The 26914-nt window shown below is 55.1% G+C and carries 21 protein-coding genes; 17 read left to right on the forward strand and 4 right to left on the reverse strand.

Going from position 1 to position 26914, the window contains the following annotated elements:
* Positions 1 to 18 precede the first annotated feature (18 nt).
* Complete coding sequence (locus AAFN83_RS03830; RefSeq protein ID WP_347767181.1) at positions 19 to 342, reverse strand: carboxymuconolactone decarboxylase family protein; 324 nt, start codon at positions 340 to 342, stop codon at positions 19 to 21.
* Positions 343 to 455: 113 nt separating this feature from the next.
* Positions 456 to 1079 (reverse strand): transcriptional repressor LexA, encoded by a 624-nt coding sequence (lexA, locus tag AAFN83_RS03835; RefSeq protein ID WP_347767182.1) that lies wholly within the window; start codon positions 1077 to 1079, stop codon positions 456 to 458.
* 145 nt (positions 1080 to 1224) lie between these two features.
* Here lexA and AAFN83_RS03840 point away from each other — a divergent pair, with 145 nt between their 5' ends.
* From AAFN83_RS03840 to murA, 8 genes are all read left to right on the forward strand, one after another.
* A complete protein-coding gene (locus tag AAFN83_RS03840) occupies positions 1225 to 1731 on the forward strand; it encodes a LysM peptidoglycan-binding domain-containing protein (RefSeq protein ID WP_347767184.1) in 507 nt (168 codons plus the stop codon).
* A gap of 183 nt (positions 1732 to 1914) precedes the next feature.
* Positions 1915 to 2106, forward strand: a complete 192-nt coding sequence (locus AAFN83_RS03845; protein WP_347767186.1) for a DUF896 domain-containing protein — start codon at positions 1915 to 1917, stop codon at positions 2104 to 2106.
* Positions 2096 to 2611 carry a hypothetical protein gene (locus tag AAFN83_RS03850; RefSeq protein WP_347767188.1) on the forward strand — a complete coding sequence of 172 codons (516 nt, stop codon included), beginning with the start codon at positions 2096 to 2098 and terminating at the stop codon, positions 2609 to 2611. Before AAFN83_RS03845 ends, AAFN83_RS03850 begins: the two co-directional genes overlap by 11 nt.
* 17 nt (positions 2612 to 2628) lie before the next feature.
* Positions 2629 to 3447 (forward strand): HAD family hydrolase, encoded by an 819-nt coding sequence (locus AAFN83_RS03855; protein WP_347767190.1) that lies wholly within the window; start codon positions 2629 to 2631, stop codon positions 3445 to 3447.
* Between the two features lie 91 nt (positions 3448 to 3538).
* Positions 3539 to 4417 carry an NAD-dependent epimerase/dehydratase family protein gene (locus AAFN83_RS03860; RefSeq protein ID WP_347767192.1) on the forward strand — a complete coding sequence of 293 codons (879 nt, stop codon included), beginning with the start codon at positions 3539 to 3541 and terminating at the stop codon, positions 4415 to 4417.
* A 171-nt stretch (positions 4418 to 4588) separates the two neighbouring features.
* On the forward strand, positions 4589 to 8032 hold the full coding sequence (metH, locus tag AAFN83_RS03865) for a methionine synthase (RefSeq protein WP_347767194.1): 3444 nt from the start codon (positions 4589 to 4591) through the stop codon (positions 8030 to 8032).
* 71 nt (positions 8033 to 8103) lie between these two features.
* Positions 8104 to 9063, forward strand: a complete 960-nt coding sequence (gene rnz / locus AAFN83_RS03870; RefSeq protein ID WP_347767195.1) for a ribonuclease Z — start codon at positions 8104 to 8106, stop codon at positions 9061 to 9063.
* 407 nt (positions 9064 to 9470) lie between these two features.
* Positions 9471 to 10775: a UDP-N-acetylglucosamine 1-carboxyvinyltransferase gene (gene murA, locus AAFN83_RS03875; RefSeq protein ID WP_347767196.1), complete on the forward strand. Its 1305-nt coding sequence runs from the start codon at positions 9471 to 9473 to the stop codon at positions 10773 to 10775.
* Between the two features lie 216 nt (positions 10776 to 10991).
* Here murA and AAFN83_RS03880 read toward each other — a convergent pair whose 3' ends face one another.
* Both AAFN83_RS03880 and AAFN83_RS03885 read right to left on the reverse strand, forming a co-directional pair.
* Complete coding sequence (locus tag AAFN83_RS03880) at positions 10992 to 12806, reverse strand: ABC transporter ATP-binding protein (protein WP_347767198.1); 1815 nt, start codon at positions 12804 to 12806, stop codon at positions 10992 to 10994.
* A gap of 3 nt (positions 12807 to 12809) precedes the next feature.
* Positions 12810 to 14663, reverse strand: coding sequence for an ABC transporter ATP-binding protein (locus AAFN83_RS03885; protein ID WP_347767200.1), 1854 nt, complete (start codon positions 14661 to 14663; stop codon positions 12810 to 12812).
* A gap of 185 nt (positions 14664 to 14848) precedes the next feature.
* Between AAFN83_RS03885 and AAFN83_RS03890 the strand changes: the two genes are divergently transcribed.
* The 9 genes from AAFN83_RS03890 to AAFN83_RS03930 all read left to right on the forward strand — a co-directional run bounded on the left by AAFN83_RS03890 (position 14849) and on the right by AAFN83_RS03930 (position 26899).
* Positions 14849 to 17140 (forward strand): DEAD/DEAH box helicase, encoded by a 2292-nt coding sequence (locus AAFN83_RS03890; RefSeq protein ID WP_347767202.1) that lies wholly within the window; start codon positions 14849 to 14851, stop codon positions 17138 to 17140.
* Positions 17137 to 18708 carry a ribonuclease H-like domain-containing protein gene (locus AAFN83_RS03895; RefSeq protein ID WP_347767204.1) on the forward strand — a complete coding sequence of 524 codons (1572 nt, stop codon included), beginning with the start codon at positions 17137 to 17139 and terminating at the stop codon, positions 18706 to 18708. The genes AAFN83_RS03890 and AAFN83_RS03895 overlap by 4 nt, the downstream gene beginning before the upstream one ends.
* A 120-nt stretch (positions 18709 to 18828) precedes the next feature.
* Positions 18829 to 19632 (forward strand): Fpg/Nei family DNA glycosylase, encoded by an 804-nt coding sequence (locus AAFN83_RS03900; protein WP_347767205.1) that lies wholly within the window; start codon positions 18829 to 18831, stop codon positions 19630 to 19632.
* Positions 19629 to 20498 (forward strand): deoxyribonuclease IV, encoded by an 870-nt coding sequence (locus AAFN83_RS03905; protein WP_347767379.1) that lies wholly within the window; start codon positions 19629 to 19631, stop codon positions 20496 to 20498. Before AAFN83_RS03900 ends, AAFN83_RS03905 begins: the two co-directional genes overlap by 4 nt.
* A gap of 202 nt (positions 20499 to 20700) precedes the next feature.
* On the forward strand, positions 20701 to 21471 hold the full coding sequence (locus tag AAFN83_RS03910) for an ABC transporter ATP-binding protein (RefSeq protein ID WP_347767381.1): 771 nt from the start codon (positions 20701 to 20703) through the stop codon (positions 21469 to 21471).
* A 180-nt stretch (positions 21472 to 21651) separates the two neighbouring features.
* Entirely contained in the window at positions 21652 to 23316 is a 1665-nt protein-coding gene (locus AAFN83_RS03915; protein WP_347767207.1) for a serine/threonine protein kinase, read from the forward strand.
* Positions 23317 to 23614: 298 nt separating this feature from the next.
* Complete coding sequence (locus AAFN83_RS03920; protein WP_347767209.1) at positions 23615 to 24736, forward strand: CpaE/TadZ family protein; 1122 nt, start codon at positions 23615 to 23617, stop codon at positions 24734 to 24736.
* Positions 24729 to 25952, forward strand: coding sequence for a TadA family conjugal transfer-associated ATPase (locus tag AAFN83_RS03925; RefSeq protein WP_347767210.1), 1224 nt, complete (start codon positions 24729 to 24731; stop codon positions 25950 to 25952). The genes AAFN83_RS03920 and AAFN83_RS03925 overlap by 8 nt, the downstream gene beginning before the upstream one ends.
* The gene (locus AAFN83_RS03930) at positions 25949 to 26899 is read left to right on the forward strand and encodes a type II secretion system F family protein (RefSeq protein ID WP_347767212.1); all 951 of its coding nucleotides are present in this window, start codon (positions 25949 to 25951) and stop codon (positions 26897 to 26899) included. The genes AAFN83_RS03925 and AAFN83_RS03930 overlap by 4 nt, the downstream gene beginning before the upstream one ends.
* The last annotated feature ends 15 nt before the right edge of the window (positions 26900 to 26914 follow it).

The following is a 26914-nucleotide window of genomic DNA, read 5'->3' on the forward strand; positions in this document are numbered from 1 at the left end:
GACTCGAGGGCCTCCTTGTTACTCCTCGCGGTCATAGGCGGCGAGTGCAGCGGGCAAAGCTTGAATGACACTTTGTCCGACAGCGGGAAGTCCGATTAGGATGGCGCTGATGATTTCATCACGGCTTGCTCCCAGCGATTTCGCATGGCTGACGTGAAAGGGAATTCCGCTCTCCATGCGGACGGCCGCGAGGACGGCGAGGTAAGCGAGCTCCTCGGTTTTGGGATCGAGGCTGCTTGCGGTCCCAAGCTTGTGAACGGCCTCCATCCAGGCAGCCTGATGATTCGGGGCCTCCCGTAGAAAGGTCTGGAAGGAAGAGCTGACTCCGTTGGTTGTGCTCATGAAGCACCTGCTTTCTGTAGAATTGAGCCCAAGAATAGAAAACAGCCTCTTCCACATGCAAGCATCATGCTGTGGAAGAGGCTGGACTTGGCTGATTCGGTGTCTGCCTTCTCTTAATGGATGTCCCGGTAAACGCCGATGACTTTGCCGAGAATGGAGACATTCTTGAGCAGGATCGGCTGCATCGTCGGGTTATGCGGCTGAAGGCGTATGTAATCCCTCTCTTTGTAGAAGCTCTTCACGGTTGCTTCGTCGTCTTCATTCATGGCGACGACGATATCGCCGTTGTTCGCGGTGCTCTGTTGACGGACGATGACGTAATCTCCGTCATGAATACCGGCATCGATCATGCTGCTTCCTTGAACGGTCAGCATGAACACCGTATGATCGCCTACCACATGATTGGGTAGAGGGAAGTAATCTTCAATGTTCTCGGTAGCGGTGATCGGTACCCCCGCGGTTACCTTGCCGATTAAAGGAACGCGAGCGACGGAATAAGAGAACGGCGTAGACGCTTCATCGCCGGGAGACAGCAATTCGATAGCGCGAGGCTTCGTTGGATCTCGACGAATCATGCCCTTCTTCTCCAGACGGTCCAGGTGACCGTGAACGGTGGAGCTGGACGCGAGCCCGACTGCCTCTCCGATTTCGCGGACGGAGGGCGGATATCCTTTGGCGCGGACTTCGTTGCGGATGAATTCAAGAATGGCCTGCTGGCGGCCCGATAGCTTCGTCACGTTTATCACTCCATGAGGGAATTAATTAAGGAAAGTATACCATAGAATAGGGGTTCGTACAAACATAAGTTCGTTTTCTGCGTTGACATGAACATGTGTTCGCGTTATAGTAAAAGCAGAACAAATGTTTGGAGGTTGATGAGCGATGAGTGTTATGTACTATTGTGAACCGGTTGAGTCGATGAAGACGGTGAGAAGAAATGATGGCTCTGGTCAGGCAGGGAACCGAAGAGGAATGGGTTCGAGCCGCTTCAAGAACACGCGCCAAACCGGAAGCACTCATACGGCTGACAAGCCCCAAGCATTTGTTTCGAGAGCCTTCATTCTTGGACTGCTGATCGTGTTCTCGTTGTTCAGCGGTTTCCTGGTAACGGCGTATGCCACGGCGGATAATGCGGCAGCAGGCCGTCACATGGGGACAGGAGCCTTCTATCAGCAAGGACAGCCTGCACAGGAACCCTCATTAGAAGAGAAGGCCCTAGGTCGCCGCATCATTGACGTAGCCCCGGGAGAGACCTTGTGGGCCATCGCGAACAAATATTCGGAGGGCCGTTCCATTCGGTCCTACCTTCAGGAAATCAAAGACGTGAACGGCTTAACCTCGACCCAGCTTCAGATCGGTCAATTGTTGATTCTCCCCGATTCGAAGTGATCCCCCTTTGCCAATTCCCTATATAGAAGAAGAGATTATGCGGGCATCTCCAACTGTGCAAGTGGAGAGGACCTGCTTTTTTTGTTTAGCCAAGTCTGTCCGTTGGGCGTGTCGGCTCCGCTTGACAAGGCATTGCTCGAATGGCAAAGTAATAGAGATACTCGCATCAGGGGAGGTGCTTTCATGAGCATGGACGATACGATCGCCCGCATTAATGAGCTGGCGCGTAAAGCCAAAACAGAAGGGCTGACGGACGAAGAACTGGAGGAGCGCAACGCGCTTCGCCGTATCTATATTGACGCGTTCAAGAAGTCCATGAGATATCAGCTGGAATCCATTAAATTTGTAGAGGATGAAGAGAACAATGTCCCGTAAGTGGGAACGTATGGTGGAGAAGAATCAAAAAACGATCAATGCCAAACGCAAGAAGGATGGGCTGGCTCCTGTATCGGTGAAGGGAAAAGAAGTGAAGCAATCCTTCAAGGGCATGAACTGGATGCTGCCTTTCTTTCTGATCATCATCACGATTCTGAACATTGTCATGTTCATTCAGCAGGATGCCATGACGAGAGGGAACCTCATCACGTTCCTCGTCTATATCCTGCTTGCGGTCTTGCTCTTGTTCATGAATCGTCCGACGCTCGCCATCGGCCGCACGTCGATTACCTCTCGACGCTTTGCCAGCTTCCAAACGGCGTCCGCATCCGATATTGAAGAGATTCAATTGATGAAGAATGCGGTGGTCATTCGGCTGAAGACGAAAAAGAAACGTTGGGTGTATACGAAGGTAACCCATTGGTTCCCGATTGCAAATGTCTCGGTGAGGCTTCGTGAATTCGCAGCGGATAACCAAATCGCGTTGGTGGATAACCAGTCTTAAAACGGGGGTAGAATGGGATGGGGACGAAGGCGGTTCTGTTTGATCTGGATGATACCTTGCTCTGGGATGAGCGAAGTGTGAAGGACGCGTTTGAAGCTACGTGCGTTTATGCTGCGGAGAAGGTGCCGGGGATAACCCCCGACCAACTGGAGGCGGAGGTACGTCGTGAGGCAAGAGCCTTGTACGAATCGTACGAGACGTTCCCTTTCACCAAGATGATCGGAATTAACCCCTTCGAAGCCCTATGGGCGACGTTCAGCGGCGGTGAGCATGAGAGCTTCCGCAAGCTGCAGCAGCTCGCTCCCGGCTATCGGATGGAGGCATGGACAAGAGGCCTTCGAGCCGTTGGCGTCGAACACCCCGAAGAACTAGGCGCAGAGCTGGCGGAACGATTCCCGCAGGAACGGAGAGCAAGACCTCTCGCTTATGAAGAGACATTTGAGGTGCTGGACGAGTTAAAGGGGCGGTACAAGCTGCTTTTGCTCACAAACGGGGCCCCAGATCTTCAGCAAGAGAAAATTGCAGGCCTTCCGCAGCTCGCGGGTTATTTTGACCACATTCTCATCTCCGGCGATTTTGGAGAAGGCAAGCCCTCACCGGCTATCTTCCACAAGGCAATCCAACTGCTGGACATCCTTCCGGAGGAAGGCATCATGGTAGGAGATAAGCTGACGACGGACATTCTCGGTTCGAGCAAGATCGGCATGCCCAATGTCTGGATCAATGCGCATGGAGCAACATCGGCTGGCGCGGACGCTCTGCCTACTTATGAAATCACTCGTCTGCGGGAGCTGCTCGCTATTCTGCAAGATCGGAAAGACAAGGAACCGAAATAACCAATCCAGGGCGAATCTCTCTCCATGCGAGGAGCGGAGGTTCGCTTTTTCACAACCATCATAACGATGACGATGAATAGGGGGATTTGACATGACGAGGGCATTGGTACTAGGCGGGACGCGGTTTTTTGGAAAACGGCTCGTGGAGCTCTTGCTGGCAAACGGTGTTGAAACCACGATTGCGACGAGAGGGCAAACCTCCGATCCTTTCGGAGATCAGGTGAACCGGATTCAACTGGATCGGGAGAACCGGAATTCGCTGGAAGCGGGACTGGGCACTGGGGAGTGGGATGTGGTTTATGACAACATTTGCTACTCTCCCGATTCGGCGCAGGATGCCTGTGATCTCTTCAAGGACCGGGTAGGCAAGTATGTGTTCACATCCAGCATGAGTGTCTATGAGGGGGGAGCCTTGATCCCCGAAAAGGTGTTTGACCCGTACTCTTATCCCCTGCAAAAGGGGTCTCGTCATGACTTCGCCTATGGAGAAGGCAAACGACTGGCTGAAGCCGTCTTTGCGCAAAAGGCTCCCTTTCCGGTAAGCATGATTCGCTTCCCCATTGTACTCGGCACCGACGATTATACCCGCAGGCTTCACTTCCATGTGGAACACATTGCGCGCGAGCAAACCATCGGAATACCGAATGTGGAAGCCGAGATGGTCTTCATCCGGTCCGACGAAGCCGCGCGATTCCTTCGCTGGCAAGCCGATCCCTTGCTAACGGGGCCATTCAATGCCTGCTCAACCGGAACTGTTGCCCTGGAAACCCTGCTCGGCTGGATCGAGTTGGCGGTCGGCAAGAAAGCGGTGCTCGCTTCGGAGACGGAGAAGGAGGACATGTCGCCCTTTGGGGTCGCAAACACGTGGACCGCTTCCAATGAGAAAGGAAGCAAAGCCGGATTTCCCTTCCTTACGCTTTCGGAATGGCTGCCAGAGCTTGTGGAGTCGATAGCGCGAGAGACAACGTAACCTCGTGGGGGAACTCTTTTGTTCCCGCATGAATTCTGGTACACTTTGATTACCTTTTTGATGACAATCGGTGGAAGACATGTGATCCCATTCGAAGGGTGCGAGAGTAATGATTCTCGTACGGCGTTTCTGCGGGTTTGGATCACATGTTAAGGCGAAGGGAGTAGGAACGTGGAGAAACCGTCTTTGCAGCAACAGATGACGAAGAAGATCTTGATACTAGACGGCGCAATGGGAACCATGATCCAACGCGAGCCCTTGACGCCTGAAGACTTTGGCGGAGTAGAGCTGGAAGGCTGTAATGAGATGCTGGTTCTCACTCGCCCGGACGTCATTGCCCGCATTCATGAAGCTTATTTGGAGGCGGGAGCCGACATCCTGGAGACGAACACCTTTGGGGCGACGAGCGTGGTTTTGGCCGAGTACGACATTCCGGAAAAAGCGGATGAGATCAATCGGGAAGCGGCCCGTCTTGCCGTTGAAGCCGCAGCCAAGTTCTCGACTCCGGATTGGCCGCGTTATGTGGCCGGGGCTCTGGGACCGACAACCAAGACCCTGTCTGTAACGGGCGGAGTAACCTTTGAACAGCTGGAGGAAAGCTATTTCGAGCAGACCATCGCCCTCATCGAATGCGGAGTGGATGCCATTCTGATCGAAACCTCCCAGGATACATTGAATGTAAAAGCGGCAAGCATTGCCGTCCGTCGAGCCATGCATACGGCGGGGCAAGAGCTGCCGATTATGATATCCGGTACCATCGAGCCGATGGGAACAACGTTGGCCGGGCAATCCATCGAGTCGTTCTATATTTCTCTGGAACATCTGAAGCCGATTTCGGTGGGCCTGAATTGTGCCACCGGTCCCGAGTTTATGCGCGATCACATTCGGACGCTCTCGCAGATCTCCCACAGCGCCGTAAGCTGTTATCCCAATGCCGGCCTGCCCGACGAGGACGGCCACTATCATGAGTCGCCGGATTCCCTTGCGAGGAAGATGGCGGGCTTTGCCGAGCAGGGCTGGCTGAATATTGCCGGCGGCTGCTGCGGAACCACCCCCGATCATATCCGGGCGATGGCCGACGCCTTGTCGGCCTATACTCCGCGCTCCAATCCAGGGAACCACTCCCCCGCAGTATCAGGGATCGATACCGTGTACATTGAACCGGATGGTCGGCCGTATCTGGTTGGGGAACGGACGAACGTGCTGGGTTCGCGGAAATTCAAGCGCATGATCGCCGAAGGAAAATACGAAGAGGCTTCCGAAATTGCACGCGCCCAGGTGAAAAAAGGGGCGCATGTCATCGACGTTTGCTTACAGGACCCGGATCGCGACGAGGCCGACGATATGAAGCAATTCCTGTCCCTTGTCGTCAAGAAGGTGAAGGTCCCGCTCATGATCGATACAACCGATCCCAAAGTACTGGAGCTTGCCTTGACCTACACCCAGGGCAAATCAATCATTAACTCCATTAACCTGGAGGACGGGGAAGAGAAATTCCACCAGGTTGTCCCGGTGATTCATCGTTTCGGCGCATCGGTCGTTGTGGGCACTATCGATGAACGAGGTCAAGCGATCACGGCTAAGGATAAAGTGGATGTAGCCATCCGTTCCCGGGATCTGCTGGTGAACAAGTACGGCTTGAAGGAAGAGGACATCATCTTCGATCCTTTGGTATTCCCCGTAGGCACCGGAGATCAGCAATATATTGGTTCTGCAGGTGAAACCATCGAAGGCATTCGTCTGATCAAAGAGGCGATGCCGCACTGCCAGACGATATTGGGTCTGTCTAACGTTTCCTTTGGCTTGCCCGAAGCAGGGCGGGAAGTGCTCAATGCCGTCTTCCTGTACCACTGCACGAAGGCTGGGCTCGATTATGCGATCGTGAATACCGAGAAGCTGGAGCGGTATGCCTCCATTCCCGAGGAAGAGCGGAAGCTGGCGGAGGATTTAATTTTCCGAACCAATGATGATACCCTGGCTGATTTTGTGGCAGCCTTCCGTGGCAAGAAGGTGGAGAAGGTCATTCAGGTCTCCAATCTTACCCTCGAAGAGCGCCTAGCTGGTTATGTAGTGGAAGGGTCCAAAGATGGCCTTACTCCGGATCTTGATGAAGCGCTCAAGAAGTATTCTCCTCTCGAAGTCATTAACGGCCCGTTGATGAAGGGGATGGAGGAGGTCGGCCGCCTGTTCAACAACAATGAACTGATTGTGGCGGAGGTGCTCCAGTCGGCAGAGGTCATGAAGGCGTCGGTCGCTTACCTTGAGCCGTACATGGAGAAGAAGGACAGCGCCGTCAAAGGCAAGGTACTGCTCGCCACGGTAAAGGGAGACGTTCACGACATCGGCAAAAACCTGGTTGAGATCATCCTATCCAACAACGGTTACAAGATCGTGAACTTGGGCATTAAAGTGCCGCCGGAGCAGATCATCGATGCCTACCGGGAGCAAAAGCCGGACGTCATCGGCCTTTCAGGATTGCTGGTCAAATCCGCTCAGCAGATGGTTCTTACGGCCCAGGACTTGAAAGCAGCGGGAATCGATGCGCCGATCATGGTTGGCGGGGCGGCACTCACCCGTAAATTTACGAAAACCCGCATTCAACCCGAATATGAAGGAATGGTGCTCTACGCCAAGGATGCGATGGAAGGCCTCGATCTCGCCAACCGGCTCACCGATTCCGAGAAGCGCGAGCAGCTCGTACAAGAGCTGAGAGAAGCGAAGGCTTCCTTCGTCCAGGATTCCGGAAAGAGCAGTACCGAGGGCATCGTGCTTACCCGCGCTCGGAATACGACCATTGACCGGGAAGCCGCTGTATTCACGCCTCCTGATTTGGAACGGCATCTGCTGCGCAACTATCCGCTGCCTTATCTCATTCCCTATGTGAACTGGGAGATGCTGCTCGGGCACCATCTCGGTATCCGGGGATCAGTGGAGAAGAAGCTCAAAGAAGGGGATCCCAAAGCCGTACAGCTCAAGGAGACCGTTGATGAGATCTTGGCCGAGGCCGAAAAAGAAGGCTTTATCACCACGCATGCTATTTATCGCTTCTTCCCTGCTCAAGGGGATGGAGACGACATCTTGATCTATGATCCGGAAGACCCCTCTCGCGTGCTGGAACGGTTTTCTTTTCCCAGGCAGGCCGTTGAGCCTTATCTGTGCCTATCGGACTATCTGCGGTCGGTGGACAGCGGAGTCATGGACTATGTCGGGTTCTTGACGGTCACGGCAGGACACGGTATTCGCGAATTGGCGGAACGGTATAAGAACAACGGAGATTACCTGCGTTCTCACGCTGTTCAGGCCTGCGCGTTGGAGATTGCTGAATCGTTTGCGGAGCGTGTCCACCAGATGATGCGGGACACCTGGGGATTCCCCGACCCGGCCGAAATGACGATGAAACAGCGGCATGGCGCTCGCTACCAAGGGATTCGCGTCTCGTTCGGCTATCCGGCCTGCCCCAACCTGGAGGATCAGGAGCAGCTGTTCCGGCTCTTGAAGCCGGAGGATATCGGCATCCATTTGACGGAAGGGCATATGATGGACCCGGAGGCCTCGGTTTCCGCGATGGTCTTCGCCCACCGCCAAGCGCAATATTTCAATGTGGAAAAGGTGTAAGCTCGCACAGTGCGATCCGTACGAGGAGCGCGTTACCCTAGACATCAGCTGAAGGGACGGACAGAAGGGATATGGAACTCACTTTTCTCGGTACAGGAGCAGGGACGCCGACCAAGTTTCGCAACGTCACCTCCATGGTTCTTAACCTGCAAAAGGAATGCGGCGTCTCCTGGATGTTCGACTGCGGGGAAGGCACGCAGCATCAGGTGCTGCGAACTTCGCTTCGCCTGAGCCGGATTACCCGGCTGTTCGTGACGCACCTTCACGGGGATCACCTCTTCGGGATTCCCGGTCTGCTGTCGACGCGCTCGAATCATGGAGCAGAGCTGCCGCTTACGGTATACGGACCGAAAGGAATTGCGGAGTACATTCAGACCTCCCTGCGACTGAGTGAATCTCGGATGAAGGCTCCCGTAACGATCGTAGAGATTGAGGAAGGCGTCATCTTTGAGAATGCTGACTTTTCGGTGGAAGCCGCGAGGGTGGATCATCGGATCGAATGCTTCGGCTATCGCATCCGGGAGAAGGATCGACCGGGAACATTGGATGCGGCTGCGTTGAAGAAGCTCGGAATTCCAGCTGGTCCTCTGTTTGCCGCCCTAAAGAGAGGGGAGACCGTCACGCTGCCCGATGGTCAGGTAGTAGACGGCCGAAGCTTTGTCGGCCCGCAGTTGCCGGGGAGGATCGTAACGATTATCGGAGACACCCGGCCGCATCCCAATGCCATCCGACTGGGCAAGGATGCCGACCTTCTCGTTCACGAGGCGACGTTTACGAAGGAACGCGAGGATCTGGCCGTGGATTACGGGCATTCAACGGCTCGCCAAGCGGCCGAGATCGCCAAAGCTGCAAACGCGCGCCGATTGGTCATGACTCATGTGAGCGCCCGCTATCAGGGAGAGGAGCACGTATTGCTTGAGGAAGCTCGTGAAATCTTCCCATCTACGGATTACGCAGATGACTTCCTCACGGTTGAAGTGGAGCGCAAACGGACCCTTCGGACAGAAGAAACAAAAAATATTGTCGAATGAACCAATTCCTCATTCCCCCCGATATAAAAATGTGGTAAGCTAAATGCTGAGTTTTTGGTAATGGATTTCCTAATCTCGCTCCACCTCACGAGGGTGATGTGATTCGACTGTCTCAAGCTGAGGTAACAATAGAATGATAAGCCGTAACAAGCGGCGTTCCCATAGTGATAGGAAACAGGAGGAACAGACTAGCCTTTACATAAAAGCGGCGGTACGCACCAAGTGGGTTTGAACGGTGTGTGCTGGGACGAATAATGTCCCTGTCGGACGCTTTCGTGAGGATGTCCGTTCGGAAATCGGTAGAGACGCAGGCGTGTTGCCAAACACGCTCCAGGATTAAACTCACAGCATTTGGCCAATACAGATAAGAGCATATCGTCCGTGAAAATCGGGGGGAGGCAGCCGAGATGAAGTTCATCGAAGTCGGTCCGTCTGGGCCGCTCAACGGAAGCGTGAAAGTGTCAGGTTCAAAGAATAGTTCCCTTGCCTTGCTGGCGGCAGCCTGCATGGCAGATGGTCCCGTAAGACTGAAGGGGATTCCGAATATTTTGGATTTTCGCTACATTGAAGAGATTATGGCCGGAATCGGCATCACGATGGTGCGCGAGCTGAATCGCGATGTGGTCGTGGATTCCTCTCGCATGAACTCAAGTGACCTGAATCGGGAGAAAACCTCCTCTTATCGGGCTTCCTACTACTTTGTCGGAGCTTTGCTCGGCAAGATGGGCAAGGTGACGATCGGTTATCCCGGCGGAGACAACTTCGTTTCGCGTCCGATTGACCAGCACATCAAAGCGCTTGAAGCGCTTGGTGCGGTGTTTACCTTCGCGGAAGGCTACTACACGGTTGAAGCGAAGCAGCTTCAAGGTGCCGTGATTTATTTCGATATGATCACAATGGGCGCAACCATCAACGCCCTGCTGGCGGCTTCGACGGCAGAGGGCGTAACCGAGCTTCGCAACGCCGCCAAGGACCCGGAGGTCGTAGACACGGCCAATCTGTTAAACCAGATGGGGGCTCGCATCTACGGGGCGGGGACCGATACCATCCGCATTGAGGGCGTGAAGCACTTGAGTGCGGTCGAGTATACGGTCATCCCCGACCGGCTTATTGCTGGCGCTTTCCTGATGGCAGCGGGGTTAACCCGCGGAACCGTGACGGTCGAAGACGTGATTCCTGAGCATCTGGGCAGCGCCATCGCCAAGATGCGCGAAATCGGGCTTGAGATTGAGATCGGAGACAACTGCATCACGGCTTACGGCGATGTTCCGCTGCGTGCGACCCGCGTGCGTACGGGCATGTACCCCGCCTTTGCTACGGACTTGCAGCAGCCATTAACAGCTCTTCTGTTGAGAGCTCCTGGTCGCAGCATCGTCACGGAGAAGGTCTACCCGAACCGCTTTAGTCATGTGCCCCAATTGAAGAAGATGGGAGCTCACATCGATGTCAGACGCGGCTCCGCTTTCATTCAAGGCGGCATGCCGCTCACGGGAGCGATCGTGCAGGCATCCGATGTGCGAGCGGGAACCTCACTCATCATGGCTGGACTTGTGGCAGAGGGAACGACCCTGATCGCCGGTACGGAACACATTGAGCGCGGCTATGAGGACGTGATCACGCTCTTCAATCAGCTTGGGGCGAAGCTCCGTTACACGGATCAAGCCGTACTTGGTCATGAGAGCGCAGCTCCCATTATCGCAGCCTCGTTGTAGTGGTCACGTAAGGTTCGCGAACCGATATTCGGAGATCCGTAGAGAAGAACGAGGGGCTGACTTTTCCCGGGAAAGCGCAGGAACCGACAGAACGTCGAGCACTGTCTTACGCTTGGAAAGCAGCAGAGTTCTTCGACAGAATCAGAGAGATGCAAAGGGCTTCCGCCAATTGGCGGAAGCCCTTTTTGACGAACCAGCTCATGCGGCGGCGGACCTTTACTCGTTCCCGACGGCACGCTGGGCTAGTTTTTGCTGCATGGCGAACTGGGTGTAATAGAGATTGGCGTAGATTCCCCGGTGCTTGAGCAGCTCGTCATGATTGCCGCTCTCGGCGATCTCTCCGTCTCGAATGACGAGAATCTTATCGGCACTGCGGATCGTGGAAAGGCGGTGGGCGATGATGAAGGAGGTACGCCCTTCCAAAAGGGTGTCCAACGCATCTTGAATGTGCTGCTCCGTCTCGGTATCTACACTGGAGGTAGCTTCATCAAGGATAAGAATGCGCGGATTGGCGAGAAGCACCCGACCGAAGGCGAGCAGCTGGCGTTGACCCACCGACAGCTTGGAGCCGCGTTCCTCGACCTGTGTTTGGAACCCTTCCGGGAAGCGATTGGCTATCCGATCAACGCGAACGCTGGCCGCTGCGAGCTTTAGCTCTTCGTCGGTTGCGTCCTTTTTCCCGTAGCGGAGGTTCTCTTCAATCGTTCCCGAGAAGATGAAGGAGTCCTGCAGGACGATCCCCATCTGGTTCCGCAGGGAGGGCAGGGTCACATCGGTCAGATCGATTCCATCGATAAGCACGCGTCCTTCACTCGGATCGTAGAACCGCATCAGCAGGTTCACAATCGTGCTCTTGCCAGCTCCGGTTGGGCCGACGATGGCGATTCGCTCACCCGGCTTTGCTTCGAAGTGGAGTCCCTTGATCACATCCGGCTTGTTCGGCTCGTAACGGAATTTCACATTCTCGAACACGACATGACCTTGGATGGCAGGCATCTCCCGCGCATCGGCTTTGTCCTTGATCTCCGGCTCTGTGTCCAGGATTTCGAAGATCCGTTCGGCGGAGGCCATGGCGGACAGCAGCTGGCTGTACACCTTGGAGAGCGCCGACAGCGGTCCCCAGAAGCGCCATAGGTAGTTGATGAAGGCCACGATAAAGCCAACGGTTAATTCGCCTGAAATGACGCGGCTAGCACCATACCAGAGGACGATGACCGTACCGAGCATTCCGATCAGCTCGACAAGCGGCCATACGGTGAGCTCCAGCTTGACGGCGCGCATGAAGGCCAATCGGTTGCGATTGTTAATGTCAGCAAACTTTTTGTTGTTCGTCCCCGCGCGAGAGAAAGCCTGGATCACGCGCACCCCTTGAATGGTCTCGTTCAGGTTGCCGTTGATCGCGGACATCGTCTTGCGAGACCGGGTCCAGGCGCTCTCAATGCGAGTGCGGAACCCGGTAACCAGCAGAACGAGAAACGGAAGCACGGTGAACGCCATGAGCGCGAGCTTCCAATCCCAATAGAGCAGGATCACGACGATCCCGACCAGGTGGGTCAGCTCCATGATGATCGTCACGAGGCCGCCGTTGATCAGCTCGCCGATGGCATTCGTGTCATTCGTTACACGGGACATAATCTTGCCGGCCGGGCGGCCGTCGAAGAACCGGAAGGAGAGCGTCTGCAGGTGGTCGAAGAGCTGCTGCCGGATTTCAAAGAGGATGCGTTGACCCGTGTAGTTCACCTTGCGTATCTGAATCCGCTGCAGGAAGAAGGAGATGAAGCGGATGGCGAAGACCGAGATCGCGAAGATGTGAATGACCGACATGTTCTTCTTGGTCATCCCTTCGTCGATGGCATAGCGGATGAGCATCGGCTCCAGAAGGCTGAGCAGCATGGAGATGATGACCACAACGGCTACGACCGAAAGGGTCTTCTTATGGGGCTTAAGATAGCCCATCATGCGAAGCATGTATTCTTTGTTAAAGCCTTTCTCGGATTCCTCTTCATCGGAATCCCATTCGATTTGACTCATGCGTTACACCTCCCTTGAGCCGGATACAGCGTGATTCATGGGCAGAGGAGTCTCTTCCAGAGCAGACATTCCTTCTGCGTCCTGCTGGAGCTGATAGAGCTTGCGGAAAAAGCCGTCTTGAGCCATCAGTTCCTTATGGGTTCCTTGCTCCGCGATTCGGCCGTCCTCCAGCACGATGATTCGGTCTGCCGTCTGAACCGAGGACAGGCGCTGCGCCACGATGAAGGTGGTCCGGCCTTTCATGACATCGGCAAGCGCCTCGTGGATTGCTGATTCAGTGGCCGTGTCCACGCTGGCTGTTGCCTCGTCGAGCACCAGAATCGGCGGGTTCAGTAGTACGGCGCGTGCGAGGGCTACCCGTTGGCGCTGTCCGCCGGAGAGACCGACGCCGCGTTCGCCGATGATGGTGTCGTATCCGTTCGGCATCGTTAAGATGAAGTCATGGATTTGAGCGCGCTTCGCGGCTTCCTCGATCTCCTCCTGAGCGGCGTCCGGGCATCCGAACGCGATATTCTCGCGGATGGTAGCCGAGAAGAGGAAGGTTTCCTGTGGTACGATCCCGATCGCTTTGCGCAACTGCTCCAGGTTGTATTCACGGACGTTAACGCCGTCAATGAGCACTTCCCCGTCCGTCGTATCATAGAAGCGGGCGAGCATCTGAATAAGCGAGCTTTTGCCGGAGCCCGTTCCGCCGAGAACGGCGATAGCTTCTCCCGCTTTTACATCAAGGTCGATCGAATCGAGGACGCTGGCCGAGGCTTGTTGTTCCTCGGATGGAGCGAGGGCAGAATCGCCTTCCTCTGTGGACGGATTGCTTCCCGCGTACCGGAAGGTAACCGAACGGAACTCAACGTTCCCCCGAATCCCTTCGGTTGATTGGCCTCCATCTTCCGGAGAGGCAATGTCGACGGGCGCATCGAGGATTTCAAAGACGCGAGGAGCGGCCTTGAACGCCTGCTGCATGATGTTGATGATCCAGCCGAGCATCTGCAGCGGCCAGATGAGGCCCCAGGCGTACCATTGGAAAGCGGTCAGCGTCCCGATGGTCATTTCGCCTTTTACCACATAAATGCCGCCGACCCAGTTCATGAGGAGGAAGACGGCTCCGCCAAACAGGTTCATCACCGGGAACGAATTGGCTTCCAGGTTGGCGCGGCTCATGTTTGTTTCGAAGTTGACTTCGTTGCGGGCGCCGAACTTCTTGCGCTCGAGCTTTTCCTGGGCGAAGGCTTTGACAACGCGGATCCCCGCAATGTTTTCCTGCAGGGTGGTGGTCAGCTTGCCCATCTGCTCACGGATGTCGCCCCAGGCCGGCCCGACCTTTTTGTTGAATTTGTACAGGACGAAGATGAGAAGCGGGACGGTCGTCATGCTGATCAAGGTCACTTTCCAGTTGAGCACGAGCATGACGACGATGGTGCCGACGAAGGTCAGCACGCCGAGGAACAGATTGATAAAGCCGAAGGAAATAAAGTTCTTGATAGAGTCGATGTCCCCGGTCATCCGGGACATGATCTGCCCGGTCTGAGCCTTGTCAAAATACGAGAAGGACAGCCTTTGCAGATGGGTATACAATTTCTGGCGCATGTCGTAGATGACGTTCTGTCCAACAAGCTCCTGGTTATAGCCTTGCAGGTAGCTGATGACGGTCTTCATCAGTTGTCCGGCTGCGAGAAGCAGACAGAACTGGATGACCACGGACATGCTCTTTGCTTTGATCCCGTTGTCCACCGCCATTTGCAACAGCCACGGAGCAATGAGGTCGAATGCAACGCCGAGCGTCATGAGGACGAGGGCGAACAGCGCGCGGCCTGCATACGGTTTCACGAATCCGAAGAGGCGCGAGTACAGCTTCATGAGGGGTTCCCTCCTTCTTTTTCTATCCCAAGCACAAGCGCATCTTACCATTCCCTTTCGAAGGGCTGCAACAGAAAAAATGGACTTATTAAAAATACCCGAAAATGCGAAAAAGGTAGTTGATATACGAACATGCATTCTGTAAACTAGGTAAGATACCTACCGAGCATTGGACGGGAGGACTTATGAATCCACTAACCGGAAAAGCATCAGGTGTGACGGAGATGATTGAGCTGATCCGCAGCACGCCCGAGATCATGAACCAAGTAACCCATTGGCGGACCATTCCCCCTCGCGAGCCACACTATGCGGACTTTCCAGACGAACTCAATCCGCAGATCGTGGAGGTTTTGCGTCAGCGCGGAGTGTCCGCTCTCTATACTCACCAGGCGGCTGCTTTTCAAGCGGCTGCAACCGGGGATCATGTCGTTGCGGTCACCCCGACGGCATCCGGCAAAACCATGTGCTACAACTTGCCTGTGCTGAATACCATTTTGCAAAATGAGAATGCGAGAGCCTTGTACCTATTTCCGACCAAGGCCCTCGCGCAGGATCAAGTCTCGGAGCTCCTGGAAGTGGTAAACGTGCTCGGAGCCGATATCAAGGCCCACACCTATGATGGGGACACGGCGCCAACGGTGCGGACCGCGATTCGGAACGCCGGTCATATCGTCGTTACGAATCCGGATATGCTGCACTCGGCGATTCTGCCGCATCACACCAAGTGGGTGAAGCTGTTCGAGAACCTTCGTTTTATTGTCATAGACGAGCTTCATTCTTACCGAGGCGTCTTTGGCAGCCACGTGGCGAACGTCATTCGCCGCTTGCTTCGCATCTGCCGATTTTACGGCTCGAACCCGCAGTTTATTTGCGCCTCTGCGACCATTGAGAATCCGCGAGAGCATGCGGAGCGGCTGACGGGCTGTCCGATGACACTCGTAGCCAACAACGGAGCGCCGTCCGGCGAGAAGCACTTTGTCTTCTACAACCCGCCGGTCGTCAATCAACAGCTCGGCATTCGCAAGAGCAGCGTGCTGGAGACGCGGAAGATCGCGGGCTCGCTCCTGCGCAACGGCGTGCAGACGATCGTCTTTGCGCGCAGCCGAGTGCGCATGGAGATCCTGCTCACTTACCTCCAGGACTTGATCAAGGGCGAGCTGGGGCCAAAGACGATCCGCGGCTATCGGGGCGGCTACTTGCCCAAGGAGCGGCGCGAGATTGAGCGTGGCTTGCGCAACGGGGACATCCGGGGTGTCGTCAGCACGAACGCACTGGAGCTTGGTATCGACATCGGGCAGCTGCAGGCGTGTGTCCTGAACGGCTACCCGGGTACGATTGCAAGCACTTGGCAGCAATCGGGACGAGCCGGGAGGCGGCAGGAGAGCTCGATCACGTTCCTTGTGGCTAGCAGCAATCCGCTCGATCAATATGTGATCGAGAACCCGGATTTCTTTTTCAACAATCCGCCGGAGAGGGCGCTTATTCATCCCGAGAACCTCATCATTCTCGTCGATCATGTGAAGTGTGCGGCGTATGAGCTTCCTTTTGAGGAGGGAGAGACGTTCGGGGGAGAATCGCTGTCCGATATTCTGGAGTTTCTGACGGACGAGAAGGTTCTTCATCACGTAAAGAATCGCTGGTACTGGATGGAGCAGTCGTTTCCCGCACACGACATCTCCCTGCGTTCCGCCGCTCAGGAGAACTTCATCATCATCGACACCACTCATGGGAGCCGAGTGCTCGGCGAGGTGGATCGATTCGGGGCGCCTACTCTCATTCATGAGGAAGCCATCTACATTCACGAGGGAGTTCAGTACCAGGTCGAGAAGCTGGACTGGGAGGAGAAGAAGGCATTCGTCCGCGAAGTGAGCGTCGATTACTTCACAGACGCTTCGCTCGCTGTTCAATTGAAGGTACTTCACGTTCACCGGGAAGAAGAACTCTTCGGGCTGGAGAGGCAATACGGGGAAGTGACGGTGAACGCCAAGGCGACCATCTTCAAAAAACTCCGTCTCCGCACGCATGAGAACATCGGATCGGGACCGATTCATCTGCCCGAAGAAGAGCTGCATACGAGCTCTTATTGGATCACGCTCAGCGAGGAACTCACCCGCGAGATGAGCCCGAATGACGTGCAGAGCGCACTGCTCGGCCTGTCCAATGTCCTCGTGCACATTGCTCCGCTCTACCTGATGTGCGACCCGCAGGACATTCGCGTGGTCGCGCAGGTGAGGGCTGTGCACAACAAGCTGCCGACGCTGTTCTTCTACGACCGCTATCCGGGCGGAGTCGGCTTAAGCGAGCGGCTGTATGACGTGCACGGCACGCTGATGCGTCAGGCCGAGGAGCTGATTACCCGCTGCGGCTGCCTGAGCGGCTGCCCCGCCTGCGTCGGGCCGATCGAGGAGGTCGGCCTGCTCGGGAAGAAGCAGGCGCTCGGCCTTCTGCGACGGATGACGGGAAGGGCTGCACCATGAGCGGGCTGCGCGACCGGCTCAACCGGATGAAGAGCTCGATCATCCCGACCTCTGGAGCAGAGGCAGGAGGGAGAGAGCCGGGAGAGATGACTCCTCTCCAAGAGTCAAATTCGAGCGGCAATCCGGGTACCTTGGGAGGCTCGTCGATCGAGCACAGGGCCGATCAGGGGTTACCTGTGCCTGTTATTGAGAAAGAGTCGGAGTGGTCGATCCTTGGAGCCGAGTGGGTGGAGACCGAATGGGGCGGCTTCGTCCGCCGTCGGGTGAGCTATCCGCTGGGGCACCAGCATGGCCGCTGGCGGCTTGACGAGCTCCCGGATGTCCTCTCGGGTCTCGATGCATTCGGCATGCCCTATGCGGCCAATCCCGAATCGCTTCTCTTTTTCGATACGGAGACAACCGGGCTTGGCCAAGGAGCGGGTAACGTCCCCTTCATGATCGGCCTCGGGCGCTATCAGGCCGAGTGCTTCCAAGTGGAGCAGCTCTTCATTCGTAATCCAGCCGAGGAGTTGGCCATGCTGGCCTACCTCAACGAGCAGGTGGCCGCTTGCTCGCATCTCGTGACCTACAACGGCCGCTCTTTCGATTGGCCGCTCATGCTGAACCGGTATGTCATGAACCGGATGAAGGCCGCGGCTGCGCCTGCGGTTCATCTCGATTTCCTTCATCCTTCCCGAAGCCTGTGGAAGCACACCCTGCCTTCCTGTCGATTGGGTAAGGTGGAGGAAGAGCGGCTCGCTTTCCAGCGCGTGGAGGATGTTCCCGGTTCGCTCGCGCCTACGCTCTATTTTCGCTACCTGGCGGAGCAGGACCCGGAGATTATGCAGGGCGTGTTTCAGCACAATGAATGGGACATCTTATCGCTCGCAGGGCTCTCCATCCATTTTGGCCACTTGCTGAACGGCCGGATCCCTCTGGACAGCTTAGAGGCGGAGGAGCTTTTCCGTCTTGGCTTATGGCTTAGCCGGATGGATCAGGAGGAACGGGCTGAAGAGGCATTCCTCCACCTTCGGGAACGTTCCGCGGAGGAATGTGCTCCGTATTGGTACGAGCTTGGGCTCTACTACAAGAAGCGAAAGCAGATGCCCCTTGCCGTTTCGCTCTGGAAGCAGGCTGTGGAGTGGCGTTCGGAACGAACCTTTACGCCTGTAGAACCCTATGTGGAGCTTGCCATGTACCACGAGCATGGAGATAAGGATTATCGGCAAGCGCTCTTCTATGCGGAGGAGGCGCTGTCGGCTGTCCGCAAGCGGCTGTCGCTCGCCAGACCAACGGAAAAGCAGAGGGCTGAGATAGCCGCAATGGAAAAGCGGGTGGATCGCCTTCGCCGCAAAGAGCGTGCGCAAGTTTTATCTCGCATAAACAGCGGAACAATGAGCAGCGAAGAGAGCCCAGAAGAGGGTCAAGAAGAGAACGAAGAACGACAAGCACCGATGATAAAGAAGCTTCCTATCCGCCCGGAGGGAAAGGAAGCAGCAAATCGACGACGCAAGAAGCAAAGCGCCTCCTCGGCCCCCAGTTATGCGGGAACCCTTTTCGATGACTACTCACTCCCGGAAGGGTCCTGACGGAATCCACGACTAAGATCCCCAGTGGAAGGACATACCAACTCTATATGACTTCATGCGGCGAAGGGTGGCAGTCATCCTTGCGTCTGATCCGGAGTCCTGTAGAGAAGGAGAATCGAGATGCCCGAGCTTCCTGAAATGGAAACCTACGCGAACGCTTTACGACCGCGTGTGGTTGGACGCCGGATTACCCAAACCATAATTACCCGCGAGAAATCGATCAATGTTCCCGTCACCGTTTGGACGGAATGTTTGGTGGGCTCGGCCATCACCCAGGTGGAGAGAAGAGGGAAACATTTGCTTTTTCACCTTCCCGGAGAGCAATTGCTGCTCCTTCATTTGATGCTGGGCGGTTGGATGTTCTGGGGCCGGGAGGATGACAAGCCGGAGCGCACCATTCAGGTTCAGCTTTCCTTTGGAGAGGAGCATTTGTATTTTATCGGGCTTCGGCTGGGGTATTTGCATTTGTGGAAGATGGAAGAGGCAGAGCGTAAATTGGCCGCGTTAGGCCCGAATCCGCTTGAACTGACAGAGGAGATGTTTCGGAAGAGACTCCTGACTCGACGGAGTACGCTGAAGGCCGCCTTCCTCGATCAAGGCTTTCTGGCTGGCATCGGCAATTGCTATACCGATGAGCTCTGCTTTGAAGCAGGCATTCGTCCAGATCGTCGTACGCATGAGCTTCCAGATGAGGAGCAGACCCGATTGTTCCAGGCTATGCTTGAACTGCTAAATCGCGGTATTCGAAGTGGAGGGTACATGGAGCATCCCTTTTATGTTGGTGATGCGCATACCGGGGGCTTTAATGAGCTCTGTCAGGTCTATGACCGAGGAGGAGAAGCCTGTCATCGATGCGGGAACTCCATCGTCCAAAGCGAGCTCGCGGGACGCAAGCTGTTCTACTGTCCGGGGTGTCAGCGATGAAGGAGGCCGATCTCCTCCGTCCGCCAATCGGCTGTCACATCAGCATTCGTCGAGGTTACCTGGAAGCGGCCCATACTGCGTACCGCATCGGGGCACAGGCTTTTCAATACTTCCCGAAAAACCCCCGTTCTCTGTCTGTAAAAGCCTTCGACAAGGCAGATGCTCTATCATGTGCTTCCTATTGCCATGAGTATGGCATTGTCTCCATTGCGCATACGCCGTACCCGACCAATTTGGCGACAGCAGACCCTAAGCTCGCACAGGCGACCGTCCAGTCGTTGCTGAACGATCTGGAAATCGCTAATGCGTGCGGTTCTCTCGGCGTGGTCGTTCATTTCGGCAAAGGGCATTCGGGAGATCCGCTCTCGGATTATCAAAGAATTCTCTCTATGCTAAACGAGGTTCTGGACAACTGGCAGGGAGAGGCTAAGCTTCTCATTGAGAATCAAGCCGGGGATGGAAGCCCGATGGGTACCACGCTGCATGAATTGGTCCAAATCCGCAGTTTATGCGCCCAACCCGAGAAGGTCGGATTTTGCCTGGATACCTGCCATGCCTACGCGTCTGGGCTCTGGGAGCCCGATCGCTGGGGAGAACTGGTCCGCATCGGGGAAGAGCTGGGCTATTGGCAGCAGCTCGTTGCTGTGCATCTGAACGATTCGGTGTATCCGCATGCCTCTCGCAAGGATCGCCATGCCTCTATCGGTAGGGGAGCCATCGGGGAGGCGCAGCTTCGAGAGGTGCTCACCACCCCATTTCTCCGTTCCGTTCCCTTTGTTCTGGAGACGGCAAGGGGAGTGGACGGCACCCACCGGGAGGAAATTCGGCTGGCGCAAGAGTGGTCAGGCCATCCGGGGAAGTCTTGATGTTCCATGAAAGAGAGCCCTGCTCCGAAGGAGCAAGGCTTTTTTACTTGGTTCGGGCTAAGAGGGACATACGGATTGTTAATCGCCCTGCGAGTCATAATGAATCAGGGCAATCTGGCAATCCGACAGAAGCTGAGCTACAATAATGAAATTATACGCTTGGCGAAAGAGCGAAAAAAGCGGGGGTTGTCTCATGAATCCGATCATTGAGCTTCATCAGCTAACATTTCAACGGGGGGAAAGGACGATCCTGCAGGACGTCTCGCTTTCCTTTTCCGAGGGAGAGCATTGGGTTATCCTCGGGCGCAACGGCTGTGGAAAAACGACACTGCTTGAAATGATCAACGGCTATCTGTTCCCAAGCTCCGGCCGGGTGAAGGTTTTGGGAGAATGGTACGGGGAGACCGATGTCCGGGATATGCGCAAACGGATCGGGTACATCAGCCAATCCTTGTTTGAGAAGATGGCGCTTCGCGACCCGGTGTGGGAGGTCGTGGCGACGGGAGCCTATGCTTTCCTGCGCTTCTATCAGCAGATTCCGAAGGAAGTGAAGGAGAAGGCGCTGGAGCTGCTTGAATTCGTTGGCTTGTCCAAGGTGAAGGACCAGCCCCTGGGGACGTTGTCGCAGGGAGAACGAAAGAAAATCCTGCTTGCCCGCACCTTGATGGTAGAGCCTTCGATCCTGATCATGGACGAGCCTTGCTCGGGGTTGGACCTGTTTGAGAGGGAGCGCTTTTTGGAAAAGGTGGAACAGGTTCGCCGGAGATCGCCGCATCTCCTTATGCTCTACGTAACACACCACATTGAGGAAGTTATGCCGGCTTTCACCCACTGTGCTCTGCTGGAGGAAGGGCGGCTCATTCGATCAGGACGGAAGGAAGAGGTCCTGCAAGCCGAAGCGCTCTCTCAGGCTTTTGGTGTTCCGCTCCAGCTGGATTGGCATTCGGGAAGGCCCTGGATTCGGGTTGGGTGATATGATTAATGAGATTAACTGATCAGGACTTTCCTATATTTAACCGGGTTAACAATGCGCAAGATCGCTTATATTCTGGAGGAGAAGGTCGAATGACCTTCTTTTTTTCGTTCTGGACAATGTTCCCATCCAATCCTTATACTGATGGGCATACGAGTATGGAAGGGGGACGAGTTACGATTGCAAGAGTCAAAAGATAGGACTCCACTTGACTTGGGGCAGGTGCTGGCTGGTCGCTATCGGCTGGAGGAAGTCGTGGGCCATGGTGGAATGAGTACGGTTTATTTGGCGGAGGATTTGCGGCTTCCCGGTAAAAAGTGGGCGGTAAAAGCTTCGCTGCGGCATGCCTTTGATCTGCGCGGTTTTGAGGAGGAGGCACGAATGCTGGCTTCGCTGGAGCATCCATTCCTAGCCAAGGTGGCGGATTATTGTCCACCCGACGAGAGCGGGTACAGCTATCTGATCACGGATTATATCAAAGGCGAGACCCTGCAGACTTGCTTCGAACGCGGCGAACTCACCGTTCGACGTGTCTTGCAGATTGCGACTCAGTTGTGTGACCTGTTTGATTATCTCCACCATCTTCAACCGAAGCCGATTATCTACCGGGACCTTAAACCAAGCAATGTCATGCTTGATGAGCAGGGGCACGTGCGACTCATTGACTTTGGGATTGCTCGGAACTACACCGAAGGCTCTCTCGCGGATACCATCAGCTTTGGAACGATCGGGTTCGCGTCTCCCGAGCAGGTGGAACAAGGCTTGACCGACGTGCGTAGTGATCTGTATTCCCTTGGGGCGATGCTCTATTACTTGCTATACCGGGGTGAGTTCTATCGAGGGGGTTCCTTGCCGGACAGCGAGCAGGTGCCGGCCGATTTGCGGACTCTGCTGCAGCGATTGCTGGAACGGGACCCCAATCGTCGGTTAGCTTCCGCCCGCGAGCTGGGGGCGAAGATGGCCGAGCTTCTAGAGAAGAGAGAAGGAACAATCGGTGTTTCTCATGAGCAAAAACAGGGGGCTGCGCCGCTTGTTCTGAATCGTCAGCTCATCGTGGTGGGCAGCGTGTACCCCGGGGCAGGCTCCAGCTTCGCAGCCATGGCGCTCTGTCGGGAACTGAACCGTCTTGGTGTTGCTCATACGCTGGTAGAGTTCCCCGGTAACGAGCCGGAACTGTTTCACCTGCTCCATGGCGAGCGGCATGCTCCTTCTCGTGTGCGAACGATTCAAGAGCTTCTCGCAGGGGAATCTCCCTCTTCCGGGAAGTCGGAGCAACTGCGAACCTGGAGTTCGGGAGCGTCGGAGTGGCTGCCTCTCGATCCGAATTGCGAGCCTCCAGCCATCCCGATGTACTCCAAACTTTTGCCTAAACTGACCCGCCCTGTTGTCATTCTTGATTTGTCCGGTCATTGGGAGCATGCGGAGGCTCAGGAATGGTTGGGGTTGGCTGATGTCATCTTGGCCGTATTCGGCCCGAATCCGGCAAAACTCGCTTCTCCATCGTGCCGCCGCAAGGTTCAACGCGTCGAGAATTGGAAAACCGCCGGAAAGACCGTTTTGTACACCGCGAATCGAGACACCGATTTCTCAGGCAGGAGGGAATGGTTGTCCTGCATGCCCGAGTCTGCCGAGGTTGTCCTACCTGAGCTGCCGGCAGGTTCGGTTCATACAGCCGAATGGAAGGGAGAACGCGTTCACGATCATCCCGACTATACAGCTATTCTATCCGAGGCATTGTCTCCGCTTCTGAAATGCTTTTTGCCGGTCCAACTGCTCCGTAAGGGAGATCGAAAGCGATCATTTTTCCGCTTTTTTGGGCGTCGTTCGTCATCGTCGGTCAAGTAACGGGGAAAAAAGTCGAAATTGAATCTTGTAAAAGTTTCCGAATGTGTTATACTCAAGCCAATTCATATTGATCGTGCGGAAGCGCCGCCGATGCAGAAGTATCATTCTGCATGGGCGGCGTTTTTTTTCGTTCGATCCGATAGGGGGAGCTAGGTGGAACACTGGTTTCGGAGTCGCCATCATCTGCTGCTTGCCGTAGTGACCTCTTTGATCATCATCGCTGGATTTCTGGATTGGATGCATCGTTGATCCTGTTCCCGTCCAGTACACCTATTTCGCAATGAAGGAGAACCTTTCGATGAGGCTGTGGAAGATCGGGATCCTGGAGCAGGATCGTGAATATTTAGAGCCGCTTAAGGCTTATTTTCGAGCAGAGGAGGAGGCGAAAGGGTTCGTCCTGGTGACCTTTACCCAACGAGAGGCGGCGGAGAAGCATTATGCCAAGTTCGGAATGCTGGACATCCTGCTCATTGGAACGGCATGGTGGCCGGAAGCCGCGAGCCTGAAATCCTTCGCTCGAGAATGCTGCTTATTTGGTGACGATGCCATCGCAGGCGAAGCAGCGGACACCGATTTTTCCATGATTGCCAAATATCAACCTCTGCCAACTCTCCTCTCCGAGCTTAAGCAGCAAGCAGCCCAAGGGATACCCGTTGCTCCGTTAGCCGGGAATCCGCGAGGCGGGCATCTCCTCTCCGTCTACTCTGCTTCCGGAGGGAGCGGCAAAACGATGGCAGCCTGGAATTTGGCGACAGGGCTCGCTTATTACGGAGGACGCACACTCCTGGTGAGCTTAGAGGGGATCCCATCCGAGCTTCCTTTCTTGGAAGGGTGTGGAGAGGATCGCTTCGGCAAGCTGCTCTATTATGTAAAAGCAGATCCAGGCAACTTATCCTCTCGACTGTCCGGATTTACACGAATTGATCCGCGATCCGGCTTGCACTACCTGGAGCCCCCTATGCAAGGTGACGATTTAGAAGGCTTATCCCCAGCCGAGATGAATGCTTTGATGACGGCTTTTCGCAACAGCGGGTATGATGATGTCGTCCTTGACCTGTCCTCCACCTTGGATTCGCAAGTAGAGGCGGCGCTGACCGCCAGCGACCTCATCCTATGGCTTGTAGCCGACGAGGCGATCTCGCTACGCAAGGCCCAGCGTGCATGGGCCGAATGGGAGCGTCGGCTCGGGAACGGTTCGCTTCAGGAGCGAATTCTGCTGGGCGTGAACAAGTATACCGGAACCTTGAATCAGCCCATTGAGCTGGCAGGAAGAATGCCAGATGTCTTCCTTCCCTATATGCCCGAATGGAAAAGCTTGCTGACCCCCGCTCATCTCTTAACCGAGCCTGTTATTCCGGATCTTCTGATCGCGGCGGTGAATCGGCATCGAGCGGGAGAGGAGGCGCTGAGCCTTGCTTGAGGAAGCCAGCAAACGGATTCGAGAACGTATTCTTGCTCAATTGGAAGGAGCCCCGGCTCGAACAGATTCGGAATTGCGTTCCCTCATCGAAGAAGAAGTATTTCGCTTCTCCGAGAGCTCTTATCTGACCGCGGACCGAAAATGGAAGCTGGTCGAGCGGGTATTCCACTCCTTTCGCGGGCTGGACATTCTGCAGCCTCTATTGGAAGACCCGGACATCACCGAGATTATGATCAACAGCCACGAGGAGATCTTTATTGAACAAAACGGGGCGATTACCCGAGTGGAAGGTCGCTTCGATAGCAAGGAAAAGCTTGAGGATGTCATTCAAGCTGTTGTCGCCAAGGTGAACCGTACTGTTAATGAAAGCAGCCCTATCGTGGATGCCAGACTTTCGGATGGTTCCCGGGTTAACGTGGTGCTTCCTCCCGTCGCGCTGAAAGGACCGACCATGACGATTCGCAAGTTCCCGTCAAAGCCCATGACGATGATTGATCTCATCGCCAAGGGGGCTCTTACGGAACGGTCGGCGGCGGACCTCAGTCGGCTTGTGGAGTGCAAATATAATATTTTTATTGGAGGTGGTACCGGGTCAGGGAAAACAACATTCCTCAATGCCCTCGCCGGATTTATTCCTGAGGATGAACGGATCGTCACCATTGAGGATTCCGCGGAGTTGCAAATCCGCACAATACCCAATCTCGTCGGGCTGGAAACCCGTAACGCGAACACGGAAGGAAGGGGGGAAATTACGATACGCGACCTTATCCGATCCTCGCTGCGCATGCGGCCCAATCGGATTCTGGTCGGAGAAGTGCGGGGAGCTGAAGCACTTGATATGCTCTCCGCCATGAATACCGGACACGAAGGCTCGATCAGCACTGGACATGCGAATTCATCTATCGATATGCTGAGTCGTTTGGAGACAATGGTGCTGAGCGGAGCGGAGCTTCCTCTTGCCGTTGTGCGAAAGCAGATTGCATCCGCTCTTGATATCTTGATTCATTTGAGCCGGATGAGAGACAAGTCTCGCAAAGTTACGGAAATTCATGAGGTGCTGGGGGTGGAAGATGGAGAAATACGGCTCAATCCTCTCTATCTTTATGAAGAGCGAGAGAATGGGACGGCCGGTCTGGTGCGCACCCGCAATCCACTCCTTCACGTTCGCAAGCTGGAGCATGCCAGCATGAAGTTGACGGAAGGAGAGGAACTATGATTGCCAAGCTGGCGGCCATGGCAGGTGGAGCGATGATTCTGCTGATCGTGGGCCGTTTGACGGCCGTTCATCTCTCGAACCAGGGCCGCAAAGAGAATGAGCAACGATCTGAAGACGTTAGGCGGGTTCCCCTCAGGATCCGTTTGAAATCATCGAAAAAGGATGACAGGGGTTCGAAACCTGCCGCTTCAACGGCGGAAGTTGAGATGGATTATCGCAGTTATACCATGACACGCCGGGAGAGGGCCTTCGCTTTGATCCTGGCAGGGAGTCTCGCCTCATTCGTGGGCTATCTGTTTTACCAAAATCTGTTCATCACGATGTTGTTCTTTCTAACAGGGTTCTTCTATCCCCCCGTAAGAGCCAAGCAATTGGCGGAGAAGAAGAGGGTTGAATTGACGGCCCAATTCAAGCAAGCTCTTTATTCGCTGTCCTCGCTCTTATCTGCCGGGCAGTCGGTTGAGAATGCATTTCGCGGAATAGGCAAGGATTTACGGATGGTGTACCCCCAACCGGATACCCCTATTTTGCGAGAGGTGGAAAGAATGGTGCGGCGGATGGATCACGGTGTCACGATCGAGGAAGCGCTGATGGACTTTGCCATGCGCAGCGGGGTGGAGGACATTCAAAACTTCGCGAATGTGTTCGCCGTCAGCAAGAGAACGGGGGGGAACCTGGTTGAAGTGGTTCGTCGATCCTCTCAGATCATTGCCGAGAAGATTGAGGTGAAGCAGGAGATTTCGATCATGCTTGCGCAAAAACGATTCGAATCGAAGGTACTAGGCTGTGCGCCGCTCGTAATTGTTGCCTTCCTCTCTCTTTCCTCGCCTGATTACATGCAGCCCCTGTATGGGAACCTTCGAGGGATCTTGCTGATGACGGTGTGCCTTCTCGCATTATTCTTCTGTCTTTGGTTAAGCGGGAAGATTATGGACTTGCAAGTTTGATGAGGGAGGATGCGC

The sequence above is a fragment of the Gorillibacterium sp. CAU 1737 genome (genome assembly GCF_039888655.1).
Classification (GTDB): Bacteria; Bacillota; Bacilli; order Paenibacillales; family NBRC-103111; genus Gorillibacterium.